Origin of the sequence: Pseudomonas germanica, assembly GCF_019614655.1 — a bacterium.
Lineage (GTDB): Bacteria > Pseudomonadota > Gammaproteobacteria > Pseudomonadales > Pseudomonadaceae > Aquipseudomonas > Aquipseudomonas neuropathica.
The window spans coordinates 5958415-5973070 of sequence record NZ_CP071586.1 but is presented as its reverse complement, the minus strand read 5'-3'; the positions used below and the strand labels follow the sequence as shown (position 1 = coordinate 5973070).

Here is a 14656-nt window from a genome sequence, read left to right as displayed (position 1 = left end):
TTTTTATTGTCGATCAGGCGCCGTCTTGGTCTTTCAGGTGTTCGAACAGGCCTTTCGGCATCTTCTTGCCGTTGGCTTCAAAGTTGGCCTTCACGTTGTTGTAGGCCTCTTGCTCGTCGATGAAACCGTCATGGTTGGTGTCGATCTTGTCGAAGTCGGACTTCGGCGCGACTTTCAGAAATTCGGCGCGCGAGACCTTGCCGTCACCGTCGCTGTCCGTCTTGGCCATCGAAGCATCGCCACATTTGCCTTCACCGCATTTGCCTTCCGGCGCTTTCAGCGAGGTTTCCGCCGAGGCAACCATGTAGCCCTGCGCCAGTGGCTGAGCGGCAAACACCGAACCGGACAACATCAGGCCGCCCGCCAGCGCGGCGCCGATCAGGCCAATGGATTTTTTACCGAGGGTCGAAGTACGGGACATTTACATTCTCCTGGGCTGCACTGCGCAACCACACGTTAAGGACGATTGCCTGAGCAGGTGTTGCTCGGGTGTGGCCATTAAGCGGTGGCGGTGTATCGCGACTGTGTCGCGGAGCGGGGGAGTTTGTAAGCGAAGGAGGGAAAAGCGGGGCGGGGATACAGTAAGAAACAGATCTTTCGATCAACACAAAACATTGTGGGAGCGAGCCGGCTCCGGGCAGCGATCCGACGAAGATGTTGTATCAGTCGACATTTTTGTCGTTTGACACGCCGCATTCGTCGGATCGCCGCCCGGAGCCGGCTCGCTCCCACAGGTTTTAGTGCAGTTTCAGACGCGGTTCAGTACCACGGCCAATCTTGCTGCCCAGCATCAGCATCGCTGTGCGGAATGGCCCGTACAGCGCCATCTGGTGCATGCGATACAGCGACACGTAAAACATCCGCGCCAGCCAGCCTTCGAGCATCACGCTGCCGGTCAGGTTGCCCATCAAGTTACCCACCGCCGAAAAACGCGACAGCGAGATCAGCGAGCCGTAGTCGGTGTACTTGTACTCCGGCAAGGTCTTGCCTTCGATGCGCAGTTTCAGCGATTTGGCCAGCAGCGACGCCTGTTGGTGTGCGGCTTGGGCACGCGGCGGCACATTGCGATCGGTACCCGGTTGCGGGCACGCGGCGCAGTCACCGAAAGCAAAGATGTTCTCGTCGCGGGTGGTTTGCAGTGTCGGCAGCACTTGCAGTTGATTGATGCGGTTGGTTTCCAGGCCGTCGATGTCCTTGAGGAAACCCGGCGCGCGAATGCCCGCTGCCCAGACTTTCAGGCTGGCCTTGATCTCGTTGCCATCGGCGGTGATCAGGCTGTCGGCGGTCACTTCGCTGACCGAAGCGTTGGTCATCACGTTGACCCCGAGTTTTTCCAGGGTCTTGTGCACCGGCCCGCTGATGCGCTCCGGCAGGGCGGGCAACACCCGTGGACCGGCTTCGATCAGGGTGATATGCATGTTTTCCGGTTTGATCCGGTCCAGGCCATAAGCCGCCAGTTCATGGGCGGCGTTGTGCAGTTCTGCCGCCAGTTCAACGCCTGTGGCGCCGGCACCGACAATCGCCACGCTGATCTGCTCGACCACATCGGTTTGCCCGGCGTGTGCACGCAGATAGTGATTAAGCAATTGCTGGTGGAAGCGCTCGGCCTGTTTGCGTGTGTCGAGGAACAGGCAGTGCTGCGCCGCGCCCTGAGTGCCGAAGTCGTTGGTGGTGCTGCCGACGCTGATCACCAGCGAGTCGTATTGCACTTCACGTGCAGGCACCAGTTCTACGCCGTTTTCGTCGTAGGTGGCGGCGAGCTGGATTTTCTTCTGTGCGCGATCGAGCCCGCTCATGCGCCCTAGCTGGAACTCGAAGTGGTTCCATTTTGCCTGGGCAACATAGTTGAGTTCGTCTTCGGAGGAGTTCAGCGATCCGGCGGCTACTTCGTGCAGCAGGGGCTTCCAGATGTGCGTCAGGTTCGCGTCGACCAGCATCACACTGGCCGTGCCGCGCTTGCCCAGAGTCTTACCCAGACGGGTAGCCAACTCCAGACCGCCGGCGCCGCCGCCGACAATAACAATACGATGGGACATAGGGATAACTCGCAAGGTTTTTAAAGGAAATCTTTGTCGTCATTACCCAAGCGAGCGCCAGGCTGCTCATAGCGTCAGGTAACTGATAAATCGGCTCAACAGGCCCAGACCAATGGTCACTGCCAGCACCAGCACGAGGAGCATCCACGGCCGGAAAGGCCGGCGCTCGACTCGGTGTTGGGACAGTTGCAGGTACTCTTCGACATGTTTCTGGTCTTCGGGGTTCAGGCGGCTGGTCATATTTGCCTCGTCAGGTAGACGTTGCTGAATGGGCAGAAGCTACAGCGGTTTTTATCCGGGGTTGAACGCAGCATAGCCGCTGTCCGGAACCGGTTCGACGCTCACCCGATCTTCGAGGCGAATGATCCCGCTTTGTAACACCCGCGCGGTAATTCCGCCATGGCCGCGCACCGCTTGAAAGGTGCCCGGGCCGAGGTTGTTCTGCAGGCGTGCGCAGGGCTGACACCAGCCCGTGGTTTCGAATATTGCCTGACCGATGCGAAAGCGCCGACCCTTGAGGCTAAACAAATTGATACCGCTGACAACCAGATTGCGCCGCAGATCTTCAGGCCTGACGGGTTGATCGTCGGGGCGACCCATCAAGGCGCTGATTACCGCCAGATGTTCCCACTGGATCAGGGTCACCTGTCGCGCGTTACGCACACCGGGACGGGCGTGATCGCCGGTCAGTCCAGCTTCCAGCCGCGCCTCGACGGCATCGAGTTCGATCATCGGCCCGCGCGACTCGGGGCGCACGCCAATCCAGCGCACACATCCGGTCTGCGGTACATCGGCGATCAATTGCTGAAGGGGGGTCACAGGCTGATTCCCACATCAAAAACGATGCTGCGACCGAGGTTGCTGCGCAGAAAATCCGGCGCGTCCGGGTGGGCGAACAGCACGCGGGCGAAGGTCGGGCCGACGAGCGACAGCGAGCGCCAGCCCTGACGTAGGTATTCGGTGGGCGGGGGGAAATGGCTGTTCAAATCCAGTACTTCTCGTTTGAGGCTGGCGAAGGCGATGATGTCCAGTTCGCCGAGATCCATGCCGCGCTCTTTGTAGTTGTGTGCTTTTTTGCGCAGGGTCGGCGCCAGTCGCAGCAGGAATTCATTGGCCGGGATTCGTTTCGGCTTGGCTTCACGGCGGACCAACTGACTGAGAGAAAAGGCGCTACGCCGCCGCTGCAATTCATCGCGCCATTCGTCGTTGAGCCGGCGCCCCTCGTCGAGCACGAAGAACACCTCGAAATTGGCATCGCGAAACAATACGTCCGGCGGCTCGCCGGCCGGCGCGAATTCATCGGCGCGGTAGGGAATGTTCAGGCCTTGCAGCAGGCGCTGGCAAACCCAACGCTCACGCTCCCATTTGCGGGCATTGGACAGAAAGGCGTTGGCCTGCTCGGCCGCGATGGTCAGCAGGCGTAAATAATCTGAGTCATCCATAAGCCCAAGCTTAGCGTTCAAATGCGACAAGCTGAAAGCGTTCCGCGGCAAAGTGCATCAGTGGGTAGTGGAGAAGGGCGGTGTAGACTCATGGAAATCGATTATTTGCGCCAAACCGTGAGGACTCATCGTGAAATTTCGCTGGCTGCTGCTGTTTGCTGTTTTTCCGCTGTGTGCCCATGCACTCGAAACCGGTGAGCAACTGGCTCCCTGGACGTTGCTCGATCAGTACGAGCAACCCTTCACCCTCGACAACAGCACCACCACGCTGCTGGTGGCACGGGATATGGACGGCGCCAAGCTGATCAAGGAAGCGTTGAAGGACCAACCCAAGGGCTATCTGGAGGCCCGTCACGCGGTGTTCGTTGCCGACATCCAGCGCATGCCGGCGCTGATTGCCAAAATGTTTGCCGTACCGGCCATGCGCGACTACCACTATCGGGTCATGCTGGATCGAGAAGGACGGGTTGCGTCGCGCTATCCCGGCGCGGAAGGCCAGGTGTTGTGGTTGCAACTCAAGGACGGTCGATTGCTCTCGCAACGTGAGTACGCCAACGCGGGTGACCTGCGCGAGGCACTGGAGAAGGCGCGCCCATGATCGGCGTTGAGGTGCTGGCGACCGAAAGTCTGTTGCTGGGCTGGCTGATTTATCTGCCGGTGCTGCTTTGGGCGATCGTGCGGGCGCCGTGGGTCGAGTTGTTCAGCGACAGCCGGCGTCAGCATCTGCTGTTCGGCACCGTGTTTGCGTTGTTTCTCTTGTGGTTGATGCGCAGGGATTTCGACACAGGCGTGTCGTATCACTTCCTCGGCATGACGGCGGTAACCCTGTTGCTGGACTGGCCGCTGGCGATCGTTGGCGGACTGGTGGCGCAAATCGGCCTGGTACTGCTCGGGCGTCAGGATCTTGCGGCGATGGGGGTCAATGGCGCCTTGTTCATTTTGCTGCCGGTGCTGGTCACCGAGTGCGTGGCAATCCTTGTCGAGCGTGCTCAACCGCGCAACCCGTTCGTGTACATCTTCTGTTCCGGTTTTTTTGCCGCCGCGTTGTCGGCCTTGTTGTGCCTGATCCTCAGCCTGACGCTGCTGTGGTACGACGGCCTTTTCGCCATGCCGGAGTGGCTGGAAGACTTCATCGGTTACGTGTGGCTGATCATTTTCCCCGAAGCGTTCATCAACGGCATGATCATCAGTGCGCTGGTGGTATTCAGCCCGGAGTGGCTGGAGACCTTCAACCGCACGCGCTACCTTTCGGCGCCGTGGAAGGACGACGATCCGAAGTCTTGATCCACATCAAATCCGCCACGCGCGGGAAATTTCATGCTCGCGCAAATCCCTTCAGGAGCAGCGGCATGAGTGTTTACGAGTGGGCAAGGCAGGAGACCCGGCAGAGTCTGGACATGGCGCAGGAGGTGGGCTTTGACCCGGGGTTGAGTTTGCGTGCCTTGCTCAGTGCGGTGGTGCAGCAGAGCAAGGCCGTGCGCAACGCCGAAGACCTGGCCGACGAGTTGCGCTTTCTGGCGGAAAACCTCGACGACGATCAGGACTACGGCTTTATGCGGCCCTGATCGAGATCAGTGACGCGGATCGAAGTCGCCGGAAAACAGTTCGTCCTCGGCATCCGGTGCGACCGGAATCTTGTGTTCTTCCGACGCCCAGGCGCCGAGGTCGATCAGCTTGCAGCGATCAGAGCAGAACGGCCGAAACTTGTTTTCGGGGATGAATTCCACGGGGGCGCCGCAGGTCGGGCATTCAACGGTGGGGATCTGGCTCATGCTTGGCCTCCGGATAAAGTCAGGTAAAAGTGATGCAGACGCTCGACTTCGCTGTGCAGCCAGGCGAGGTCGCGGTCGTTGACGACCACGTCGTCGGCGCGGCTCACACGCTCTTCGCGGCTCGACTGGGCCTTGAGGATCGCCTGAACCTGCTGCTCGCTGGTCTGGTCACGCTGCAAAGTGCGTTCGATCTGCAATTGTTGCGGAGCGTCGATCACCAGAATGCGCTGGGTCATCGCGTATTGCCCGGATTCGATCAGCAGCGGCGACACAAGAATCGCATAAGGCGATTTTGCCTGCGCCAGGTGATGAGCGATTTCCTCGGCGATCAACGGATGCAGCAGGGCTTCGAGCCAACGGCGTTGCTCCGGCTCTTCGAAGATCAGTTTGCGCAGGGCAGCGCGATCCAGCGTGCCATCGGCCTGCAACACGTCGGGGCCGAAGTGTTCGGCAATCTTCGCCAGCGCCGGGCGCCCCGGTTCAACCACCCAGCGCGCCGCGTGATCGGCATCCACCACGTGGATACCCAGATCAATGAAGTGCTGAGCCGCCGCGCTTTTGCCGCTGCCAATGCCGCCGGTGAGGCCGAGAATCCAGGGTTTTTGCACAGGGGTATTCATTTCAAACCGACAAACTGCCAATAGAAGGCGGTTATTTGACCACCCCAGAGCAAGGCAATCCAGCCGGCAATTGCCAGATAAGGGCCGAAGGGGATTGGCGTCGAGGTTTTTTGCTCTCGCAGGCGCAACAAAATCACCCCGATAATGGCGCCGACCAGTGATGACAACAGAATCGTCAGCGGCAGAATCTGCCAGCCGCCCCATGCCCCCAGCAGCGCCAACAGCTTGAAGTCACCATGACCGATGCCATCCTTGCCGGTCAGCAGCTTGAACAGCCAGAACACTGACCACAGCGCCAGATAACCGGCCACCGCGCCCCACAACGCATCGTGCAAGGTCACGAACAGGCCGAAACTGTTGACGATCAACCCCAGCCACAGCAACGGCAACACCAGCACATCAGGCAATAGTTGATGCTCGGTGTCGATCAGACTCATCGCCAGCAGACCCCAGGTGAGGACGATCAGCAAGCACGCCGGCCAACCGAAACCCAAGTGCCAGGCGATGAAGGCCGAGAGCAGCCCACAGGCCAGCTCGGTCAACGGATAACGTTTGCTGATCGGTGCGGAGCACGCTGAGCAGCGCCCACGCAGCCACAGATAACTGAGCAGGGGAATGTTTTCCCACGGGCGAATACGGTGGGCGCAATGGGGGCATTCGGAGTGCGGCAGCATCAGGTTGTAGACGGGTTGCGAGGCTTCGCCGGGCAAACCGAGCACATCGTGTGCCTGCTGGCGCCAGTCGCGTTCGAGCATTTTCGGCAGGCGCCATATCAGCACATTGAGGAAGCTGCCGACCACCAGGCCCAGCAGCAGGGCGGTGCCGACAAACGCTAGCGGATACACGGCAAACAGTTCGTCGATAGGCATGTCAGATCGCTGAGCCGAGTTGGAAGATCGGCAGGTACATGGCCACCACCAGCCCGCCGACGATTACCCCCAGCACGACCATGATGAACGGCTCCATGAGGCTGGTGAGGTTGTCGACCATGTTATCCACTTCTTCCTCGTAAAAGCCCGCAACCTTGTCGAGCATGTCATCCAGGGCGCCGGACTCTTCGCCAATCGCGGTCATTTGCACGGCCATGCTGGGAAAGACCCCGGTGCTGCGCATCGAGAAATTCAGCTGCATACCGGTGGACACGTCCTGGCGAATGCGCAGCACGGCTCGCTTGAAGACCACGTTGCCGGTGGCGCCGGCCACCGAGTCAAGCGCTTCGACCAACGGCACACCGGCGGCAAACGTGGTGGACAAGGTTCGAGCGAATCGCGCCACGGCGGACTTGTACATCAGCGTGCCCACCAGTGGCAGTTTCAGCAGCCAAGTGTCTTTGCGATCGCGCAGTGCCTGGGAGGTTTTCAGCGCGTGGCGGGTGCCGAAAATGGCCGCGACCAGCGCAGCGAGAATGGCCCACCACCATTGCTGCATGAATTCCGACAGGCTGATCACCATCAGGGTGAACGCCGGCAGTTCGGCGCCGAAACCGGAAAACACTGACTGAAATTGTGGCACTACTTTGACCAGCAGAATCCCGGTGACAACAGCCGCGACCAGCACCACGGCGGTGGGATAGGTCATGGCTTTCTTGATCTTGGCTTTGAGGCTTTCGCTTTTTTCCTTATAGGTCGCGACGCGTTCGAGCAAGGTGTCGAGGGCGCCGGACTGTTCGCCGGCATCGACCAGGTTGCAATACAACTCGTCGAAATACTGCGGTTTCTTGCGCAGGGCTGCGGCGAAGCTGTTACCGGCCGCGACCTCCTGTTTCACGTCGTCCACCAGTTTGCGCATGGCCGGGTTATCAAAGCCTTCGCCAATAATGTCGAACGACTGCAACAGCGGTACGCCGGCTTTCATCATGGTCGCCATCTGCCGGGTGAACAGGGCAATGTCCCGGGCCTTGATGCGTTTGCCAAAGCTCAACAATGACGCGGATTTCTTGCGCACCTTGCCGGGATTGATCCCCTGTTTACGCAATTGTGCCTTGATCAGCGCCGGGTTCTGTCCGCTCAATTCACCGGTGACTTTGCTGCCTTTTCTGTCCGTGCCTTCCCAGGCATAAATACTGATTTTTGCTGCCTTGACCGCCATGTTCAGTCCTTGGTGACCCGGTTGATTTCTTCAAGACTGGTGATGCCTTGCATGGCCTTGTGCAGTCCGGAGGTGCGCAGGTCGTCGAAGCCGTCGCGGCGCATCTGCAGGTCGATTTCCAGCGAATTGCCTTCGGCCATGATCAAGCGTTGCAGCTCCGGTGTGTTTTTCACCACTTCATAAATCCCCACGCGTCCTTTGTAACCGCCGTTGCAGTGATCGCAACCGACCGGCTCGTAGATCGTGAAATGGCCGATGCGTTCCTCGGGGAAGCCTTCCTTGAGTAAGGTTTCGCGCGGGATCTCGATGGCTTTTTTGCAGTGGCTGCACAGTTTGCGCGCCAGGCGCTGGGCGATGATCAGGCTGACCGAGGTAGCGATGTTGAAACCGGGAATACCCATGTTGTGCAGGCGCGTCAGGGTTTCCGCAGCGCTGTTGGTGTGCAGGGTCGAGAGCACCAGGTGACCGGTCTGCGCAGCCTTGATCGCAATCTCGGCAGTTTCCAGATCACGAATCTCGCCGACCATGATCACGTCCGGGTCCTGACGCAGAAACGAGCGCAGTGCCTGGGCAAAGTCGAGCCCTTGCTTGGGATTGACGTTGACCTGGTTGATGCCTTCCATGTTGATTTCCACCGGGTCTTCGGCGGTGGAGATATTGATGTCGACGGTGTTGAGGATGTTCAGGCCGGTATACAGCGAAACGGTTTTACCCGAACCGGTCGGCCCGGTGACCAGAATCATGCCCTGTGGCTGCTTGAGTGCGGCCATGTACAGGTCTTTCTGCTCTGGCTCATAGCCGAGCGCGTCGATACCGATCTGCGCGCTGGACGGGTCGAGAATCCGGATCACCACTTTTTCGCCCCACAGGGTCGGCAGCGTGTTGACCCGGAAATCGATCGACTTGCTTTTCGACAGGCGCATCTTGATCCGCCCGTCCTGAGGTTTGCGCCGTTCCGAAATATCCAGGCTGGCCATGACTTTCAGGCGTGCGGCGATGCGCCCGGCCAATTGAATCGGCGGTTTGGCAACCTCGCGCAGGATGCCGTCGGTGCGCACCCGCACCCGGTAGTTTTTTTCGTAAGGCTCGAAGTGCAAGTCGGAAGAGCCACTCTTGATCGCATCCAGCAACATCTTGTGCACGAAGCGCACCACCGGCGCATCGTCGGCGTCGAGCCCGCCGATGGCGTCCTGCTTGCTGTCGTCGACGGATTCGACATCGACCCCGTCGAGATCGACATCGGCCATGTCCTCCAGACCGCTGGTGTGGGTGTCGAAGAATTTCTCGATGGCATCGGTAAGTTTGTCGTCCTCGACCAGAATGGCTTCGGTGCTCAGCCCGGTACTGAACTGGATGTCGTTGATTGCTTGATGATTGCTCGGGTCGGAAATGCCCACGAACAGCTTGTTGCCGCGACGCCACAAGGGCATGGCGTGATGCTGACGCACGAGTTTTTCGCTGACCAGGCCTTTGGGCTGGGTTTCCTTGTCCAGGCAGTTGAGATCAAGCAAGGCCATGCCGAAATGCTCGGAGGCGATCTCGGCGACCTGTGAGCTCTTGACCAGTTTGTTCTGCACCAGATAGCTGACCAGCGACAGACGATTGCGTTGGGCCTGTTGCCAAGCTTGCTGGGCGCTTTTTTCCGTGAGCAGTTCGGCCTGGACCAATTGCTTGGCCAGACCGCTCAGAGCGATGTCATTCATGGGGATTCCGCACGCTTGCCGTTCATGACTTATAGCCTAGTCAAGTGACAGCGCCAAACACGGCGGGTGCAGGTGACAAAAAGTGTCAGATAGTGCGGTTGCAGGTTGTAGGAATTGGCGTTGCAAGCGCTTCGCGCCCCAATGGGCGGGTCTTGAAGGCATTGGCATGGCCTATGCTGCGTCACTTTCAGATCATGAGATTTCGACTCATGCATGGAGCGTGTCTATGAAAAAACAACAAGGGTTTACGCTGATCGAACTGCTGATCGTGGTGGCAATCATCGGGATTCTGGCGACCATCGCCTTGCCGCAGTATTCCAAGTATCAGGCGCGGTCGAAGGTGACGGCGGGGCTGGCGGAAATCAGTGCGATGAAAGTGCCGTTTGAGGATGTGATCAATCAGGGCACCGATCCTACCAATACAAACGTGGCTGGCAGTGCAACTGTTTTAACCTCCAACTGCTCAGTGTCTGCAACAGGTACCGCATCTTCGGGTGCAGGTTCGATCGTCTGCACGATTAAAAATGCGCCAGGTCCGGTGCTGGATAAAACCATCACGCTTACTCGTTCCTCCGGAACCGGTGCGGGCGTATGGACTTGCGGTACGACCGTTGCACCGGACTATTCGCCAAAAGGATGTACTGCCAGCGGTACCTGAGTTGTTGATGGACTGCCAAATGCCCCGCAATGCGGGGCATTTTTCTTGGTTCACACTTCTAAAAAGCTTCAATAATTTCAGCGTCTTAGGAACTTTCCCAAAAACCGCAACTTGCATGCGAACATTGGCCAGTTCATGCAAATTGCATGATTTCGGAAATTGGTGATATCTGTAAGTTATTGATTATTAAGAATATTGTTCGTTCGAAAAAGTTGGCACAGCGTTCGCAACTACCTTGGTAACCCTGCTGACAAGACAACCAGCAGACTTTCCAGAAAAACAGGAGTTACTCGTATGAAGAAGTTCGCTATCACTGCCGCTGCTGCTACCGCGCTGACCCTGACCATGGCTTCCGGTGCATTCGCACAATCCACTCAGGCTACCCAGGCTCCAATGACTCTGGCTGCCGGTGAAGTCACCCAGGCGAAAGAAGCTACTTCCGACACTTGGATCACTACCAAAGTCAAAGCTGACCTGGTAACCGAAAAAGGCATTCCAGGTACTGACATCAAAGTAGAAACCAACAAAGGCGTTGTATCGCTTTCGTCGACTACTGCTGTAACTGAATCGCAGAAAGACGTTGCTGTTGCGATCGCTAAGAAAATCAAAGGCGTTAAAGCGGTCTCCGCTGACGGCCTGAAAGCCGAGTAAGGCATGACTTCTCGCCTGGACCGGGAGAAGGCGCGACAGACGGGCCGAGCAATACGTCTGCCGCAACTTTAGAGTTCATGCGAACGGTCACACGGAGGTGACCATTACGGGCCCCGGCACTTGTGTCGGGGCCTGTTCTATTTCAGGGACGAAAGAATCAAATGGCACCACAAAACAACTGTAGGAGTGAGCCTGCTCGCGATAGCGGTGTATCAGCCGATTAATGTGTTGACTGACACACCGCTATCGCGAGCAGGCTCACTCCTACAGGGGGGATCGGTTTCGGGTCAGTTACCGCGTTTGCTGTTGATCTGCCGCAGGCGATTGCCTTCGAAGCGCAGGTATTGGTACATACCGTTGCTCGGGCCGTAGGTCCACTCCTCGACCTGAAACTCCTCGCGGCGGTTGGCGCTGCGCTTGTAACCCAAGACATCACGGCTGACCGGCTCACCACACTTTTGCAGGACTTCGCTGGGCCGGTCGCCAAGGCTGATCAATTGACTGCCGCAGCGCAGCGTATCGGACGCCGAGGCGTGACTGGCCGCGAAGGTCATTGCGATCAAGGCCAGCCACTGCAGTTTCATCACTCGGCATCCAGATGCATTTGCGTGACCACGCGGCCATCGCTTTCGGCCTCGCCCAGGTTGGCGTCGATGAAGTACACGCGGTCGTCTGCCAGTTGGCCTTTATCGACCAGATAATCCTTGATGCTGCTGGCACGGTCCTGACCCAACTGACGCAGCAGCACATCGCTGCCACTCCAGAACTGGATCACGCCTTCACGCATCTTCGCCGTGCGTTCTTCCTTGCCCAGATCCTTCCATTCGGCTGGCGGCTGGGTTTTCAGACGGGTGCGGTAAATGCCTTCGAGCAGTGGACCTTTTTCGCTGTCTGGCACTTGCAGCAACGAAGCTTGGGCCGGGACTTTATCGCCGCGACGTTGGAGCATCTTGTAGTAGTTGTACTGGTATTCACGTTCCAGACGTTGCTCGGCGAGTAACGGGCCGTCACTGCTTTTGGCGGCAGTGCCTTCGATCTCCAGACGCAGTGCCGGACGCTCCTTCAGCGCTTGAGACAGTTTGATCAGCGCCGCTTCGGCATCCTTGCTCAACTCGCTGGAACCCGGAGCAAACGACACGGTGCCAAGGTCTTGCGAACTGCCACCACTGATCAGCCCGCCAATCATTTTGAAGGGGGCGGCAGCGGCTTTGACGATGAGATTGCGCAGGGTCTGCCAGACAATCGGCATCACGCTGAATTGCGGGTTGTTCAAGTCGCCGGTCACCGGCAACTCGATGGAGATCTTGCCGTCGACGTCCTTGAGCAAGGCAATCGCCAGTTTCAGTGGCAGGCTCACAGCATCCGGGCTGTCGACTTTCTCACCGAGCTGCAATTGCTCGACCACCACTTTGTTTTCGGCTTTTAGCTGGCCCTTGGTAATCAGGTAATGCAGGTCGAGGTTGAGCCGGCCCTTGCGGATGCGGTAACCGGCGAATTTGCCGGAGTAGGGCGTCAACGTGGTCAGCTCGACGCGTTTGAAACTGGTGGCGATGTCGAGGCTGGCCATCGGGTCGAACGGATTGACCGCGCCCTTGATGGTCACTGGAGCATAGCGATCGACCTTGCCTTTGATGTCGACGCTGGCCGGTTTCGCCTGACGGCTGTCGATGGTGCCGATCTGGCCGTTGAGCTGCTGCACGGCGGTGGCGAAGTTCGGCGTCAGGCTGAAGTCGGCGAAGTTGGCAGAGCCGTCGTTGATCGCGATGCCACCGATGTGAATGCCCAACGGTTTCTCGTTGCTGGCCTGTTTCGCTGCGGTGCTTTTCGCGCCACTGTCGGCCGGTTGCGGGATCAGCAGGTCGTCGATGTTGGTGGTGCGATCGTCGTTGATCATGAACCGCACATAAGGCTGGAACAGGTTGACCTTGTCAATCGACAGGCTGTCGCCGTGCTGATAGTTCAAGCCTTCGACCACCACCTGCTGCCACTTGAGGAAATCGCGGGTTTTCAGGGTGTCGAGGGTGTGCAGTTGATCGATCTGCGCGCGCCCGGTGACGCTTAGGGCCAGCGGCTCGGTGCTCTTGAGATTGACCTTGAGATCACTGCCGAGCATGCCGCTGCGCAGTTCCAGGCGAATGAATGGGTTGATGTAGGACTGCGCGACGCGCAGGTCGATGTCCTGGGTTTTTACATTGAGCTGGGCGTTGACCGGGGCGAGATTGACCGTGCCGTCAGCCGTGATCTTGCCTTGTTTGCCCACGCCGCTATCGAGCTTGAGCTTGAAGGGCGAGCCGTTGAGGCTGTCGAAATCCTGCAGATCGACATTCAGCGGGGTGATGTCCAGTGCTACTGCCGGTTTGGCCGAGCGGTCGGCCAGATGCACGGTGTAATTGCGCAATTGCACGTCTTTGAGCAGCACCTGCCACGGTTTGCTCGGCGCCGGTGGGGTTTTCGGCGAGTCGGCAGCTGCCGGTGTGTTCGCCGGTTCGGCAGCCGCTTTGGCAGCCGGTTTCGATGGCTGGCTGGCAAACAGTTTCTGCCAGTCGAGTTGGCCGTCGGCTTCGAGCGCCGCCCAGGTTTCCAGTTTGTTGCTGCGGATCTTGCCGACTACGACTTGTTGTTTGGCCAGATCCACCGAGGTCTCGCTGACGTCGAGGCGTTCAAGTTTCGCCAGTGGCCGCCCGTCCGGAGCCTTGATGGCGAATGGCGCGATGCTCACTGCGACATTGTTCAACTGCAGTTCGGTTTCTTTCGACAGATTGAGTTTGTATTCGCTGCTGAGGCTAATCACACCATCTTCGAGTACCAGCGGTACCGAGTCACGCACGTAGGGCCAGAACGCTTTCATCTTGCCGTCGGTGACTTTCAGGGTGCCTTCGGAAGTGAACGGGATCAGGCTGAAATTGCCACTCCAGTCGATCCGGCCACCGGCCGGGCCGATGGCGACCAGGGTCATGTCGGCGCTGTCTTCGGGCAGGGTGCTGAGGTTTTTCAGCTCGAAGCTGAGGTCATCGTAGAGAAACTCGATGGGTTCGCTGGGGCGCACGTCCTCAAAGTGCACGACGCCGCCGGCCAGTTTGATGTTGTCGATGCGCAGCGGGAAGGGCTTGGCGTCCGGGTCGGCCGGTGTCGGCTCGCTGGCCGGGACATTGAACAGGCCGAGCAGGTTGAGCTTGCCGTCTTTGGCGAAAAGGATTTCGGTCTTTGGCTTGTCCAGCTCGATGTTCGCCAGATGCAGAGCTTTGGTCCACAGACTGTCGATTTGCAGGTCGGCGTACAGGCGATCGAAACCGACCTGCTCCTTGCCCGGCTCGCCGATCACCAGTCCCCACAAGGTAACTTCAAGGCTGAACGGGTTGAGCTCGATACGCTGGATATGCGCAGGCACCGTTGCGTAATTGGCCAGTTGTTGATTGGCCACACGCAGGGCGATGCCCGGCAAAATCAGAAACCCCAGCAGGCTGTAGAGGGCCAGAGCAGTCAACAAGGCGCCAATCGCGCGAATCAATCCTTTGGGCATGTGCGGCTTCATCTGTCTGAATCGGAGTGCCTTGGAGTATGGCACGCGATTCTGGTTCCGAAGTACCTCGCGTGGGGCAGGATTGTTCAGATTTGTCTCAAAACACAGAACCCCTGTGGGAGCTGGCTTGCCAGCGATGAGGCAATACCAGTCGACAACTTTGTTG

17 protein-coding genes are annotated in these 14656 nt (G+C 58.6%); 5 read left to right on the top strand and 12 right to left on the bottom strand.

What is annotated here, in order from left to right:
* Positions 1-13: 13 nt before the first annotated feature.
* From J0G10_RS26450 to J0G10_RS26430, 5 genes are all read right to left on the bottom strand, one after another.
* A complete protein-coding gene (locus J0G10_RS26450; protein WP_220557009.1) occupies positions 14-421 on the bottom strand; it encodes an HvfA family oxazolone/thioamide-modified RiPP metallophore in 408 nt (135 codons plus the stop codon).
* Positions 422-737: 316 nt separating this feature from the next.
* The gene (locus tag J0G10_RS26445) at positions 738-2036 is read right to left on the bottom strand and encodes an NAD(P)/FAD-dependent oxidoreductase (RefSeq protein WP_016986237.1); all 1299 of its coding nucleotides are present in this window, start codon (positions 2034-2036) and stop codon (positions 738-740) included.
* Between the two features lie 66 nt (positions 2037-2102).
* Complete coding sequence (locus tag J0G10_RS26440) at positions 2103-2276, bottom strand: DUF3094 domain-containing protein (RefSeq protein ID WP_007909875.1); 174 nt, start codon at positions 2274-2276, stop codon at positions 2103-2105.
* A 51-nt stretch (positions 2277-2327) separates the two neighbouring features.
* Complete coding sequence (locus J0G10_RS26435; protein ID WP_220557008.1) at positions 2328-2855, bottom strand: MOSC domain-containing protein; 528 nt, start codon at positions 2853-2855, stop codon at positions 2328-2330.
* Positions 2852-3478, bottom strand: coding sequence for a DUF1780 domain-containing protein (locus J0G10_RS26430; protein ID WP_007909887.1), 627 nt, complete (start codon positions 3476-3478; stop codon positions 2852-2854). Before J0G10_RS26430 ends, J0G10_RS26435 begins: the two co-directional genes overlap by 4 nt.
* A 130-nt stretch (positions 3479-3608) precedes the next feature.
* Between J0G10_RS26430 and J0G10_RS26425 the strand changes: the two genes are divergently transcribed.
* The 3 genes from J0G10_RS26425 (at position 3609) to J0G10_RS26415 (ending at position 5043) form a co-directional block, all read left to right on the top strand.
* The gene (locus J0G10_RS26425; RefSeq protein WP_220557007.1) at positions 3609-4076 is read left to right on the top strand and encodes an FAD/FMN-containing dehydrogenase; all 468 of its coding nucleotides are present in this window, start codon (positions 3609-3611) and stop codon (positions 4074-4076) included.
* A complete protein-coding gene (locus J0G10_RS26420) occupies positions 4073-4762 on the top strand; it encodes an energy-coupling factor ABC transporter permease (protein WP_095048686.1) in 690 nt (229 codons plus the stop codon). Before J0G10_RS26425 ends, J0G10_RS26420 begins: the two co-directional genes overlap by 4 nt.
* A gap of 65 nt (positions 4763-4827) precedes the next feature.
* Positions 4828-5043 (top strand): hypothetical protein, encoded by a 216-nt coding sequence (locus tag J0G10_RS26415; protein ID WP_007909901.1) that lies wholly within the window; start codon positions 4828-4830, stop codon positions 5041-5043.
* A gap of 6 nt (positions 5044-5049) precedes the next feature.
* On the opposite strand, the gene yacG is transcribed toward J0G10_RS26415, so the two are convergent.
* From yacG to pilB, 5 genes are read right to left on the bottom strand one after another with little or no spacing between them, the layout of a single operon-like run.
* A complete protein-coding gene (yacG, locus tag J0G10_RS26410) occupies positions 5050-5250 on the bottom strand; it encodes a DNA gyrase inhibitor YacG (RefSeq protein WP_095048684.1) in 201 nt (66 codons plus the stop codon).
* Positions 5247-5870: a dephospho-CoA kinase gene (gene coaE / locus J0G10_RS26405; protein ID WP_095048683.1), complete on the bottom strand. Its 624-nt coding sequence runs from the start codon at positions 5868-5870 to the stop codon at positions 5247-5249. Before coaE ends, yacG begins: the two co-directional genes overlap by 4 nt.
* Complete coding sequence (locus J0G10_RS26400) at positions 5867-6739, bottom strand: prepilin peptidase (RefSeq protein WP_095048682.1); 873 nt, start codon at positions 6737-6739, stop codon at positions 5867-5869. The genes coaE and J0G10_RS26400 overlap by 4 nt, the downstream gene beginning before the upstream one ends.
* A 1-nt stretch (position 6740) precedes the next feature.
* Positions 6741-7958, bottom strand: a complete 1218-nt coding sequence (locus tag J0G10_RS26395) for a type II secretion system F family protein (protein ID WP_093434875.1) — start codon at positions 7956-7958, stop codon at positions 6741-6743.
* A 2-nt stretch (positions 7959-7960) separates the two neighbouring features.
* Positions 7961-9661, bottom strand: a complete 1701-nt coding sequence (pilB, locus tag J0G10_RS26390) for a type IV-A pilus assembly ATPase PilB (RefSeq protein ID WP_095048681.1) — start codon at positions 9659-9661, stop codon at positions 7961-7963.
* 226 nt (positions 9662-9887) lie between these two features.
* Here pilB and J0G10_RS26385 point away from each other — a divergent pair, with 226 nt between their 5' ends.
* Complete coding sequence (locus J0G10_RS26385; protein WP_095048680.1) at positions 9888-10319, top strand: pilin; 432 nt, start codon at positions 9888-9890, stop codon at positions 10317-10319.
* Between the two features lie 294 nt (positions 10320-10613).
* Positions 10614-10970 carry a BON domain-containing protein gene (locus J0G10_RS26380; RefSeq protein ID WP_047600285.1) on the top strand — a complete coding sequence of 119 codons (357 nt, stop codon included), beginning with the start codon at positions 10614-10616 and terminating at the stop codon, positions 10968-10970.
* Between the two features lie 287 nt (positions 10971-11257).
* Here the strand turns inward: J0G10_RS26380 and J0G10_RS26375 are convergent, their stop codons facing one another.
* Both J0G10_RS26375 and J0G10_RS26370 read right to left on the bottom strand, forming a co-directional pair.
* Positions 11258-11554 carry a DUF2845 domain-containing protein gene (locus J0G10_RS26375; protein ID WP_220557006.1) on the bottom strand — a complete coding sequence of 99 codons (297 nt, stop codon included), beginning with the start codon at positions 11552-11554 and terminating at the stop codon, positions 11258-11260.
* Positions 11554-14502, bottom strand: coding sequence for a DUF748 domain-containing protein (locus J0G10_RS26370; RefSeq protein WP_220557005.1), 2949 nt, complete (start codon positions 14500-14502; stop codon positions 11554-11556). The genes J0G10_RS26375 and J0G10_RS26370 overlap by 1 nt, the downstream gene beginning before the upstream one ends.
* Positions 14503-14656 lie beyond the last annotated feature (154 nt).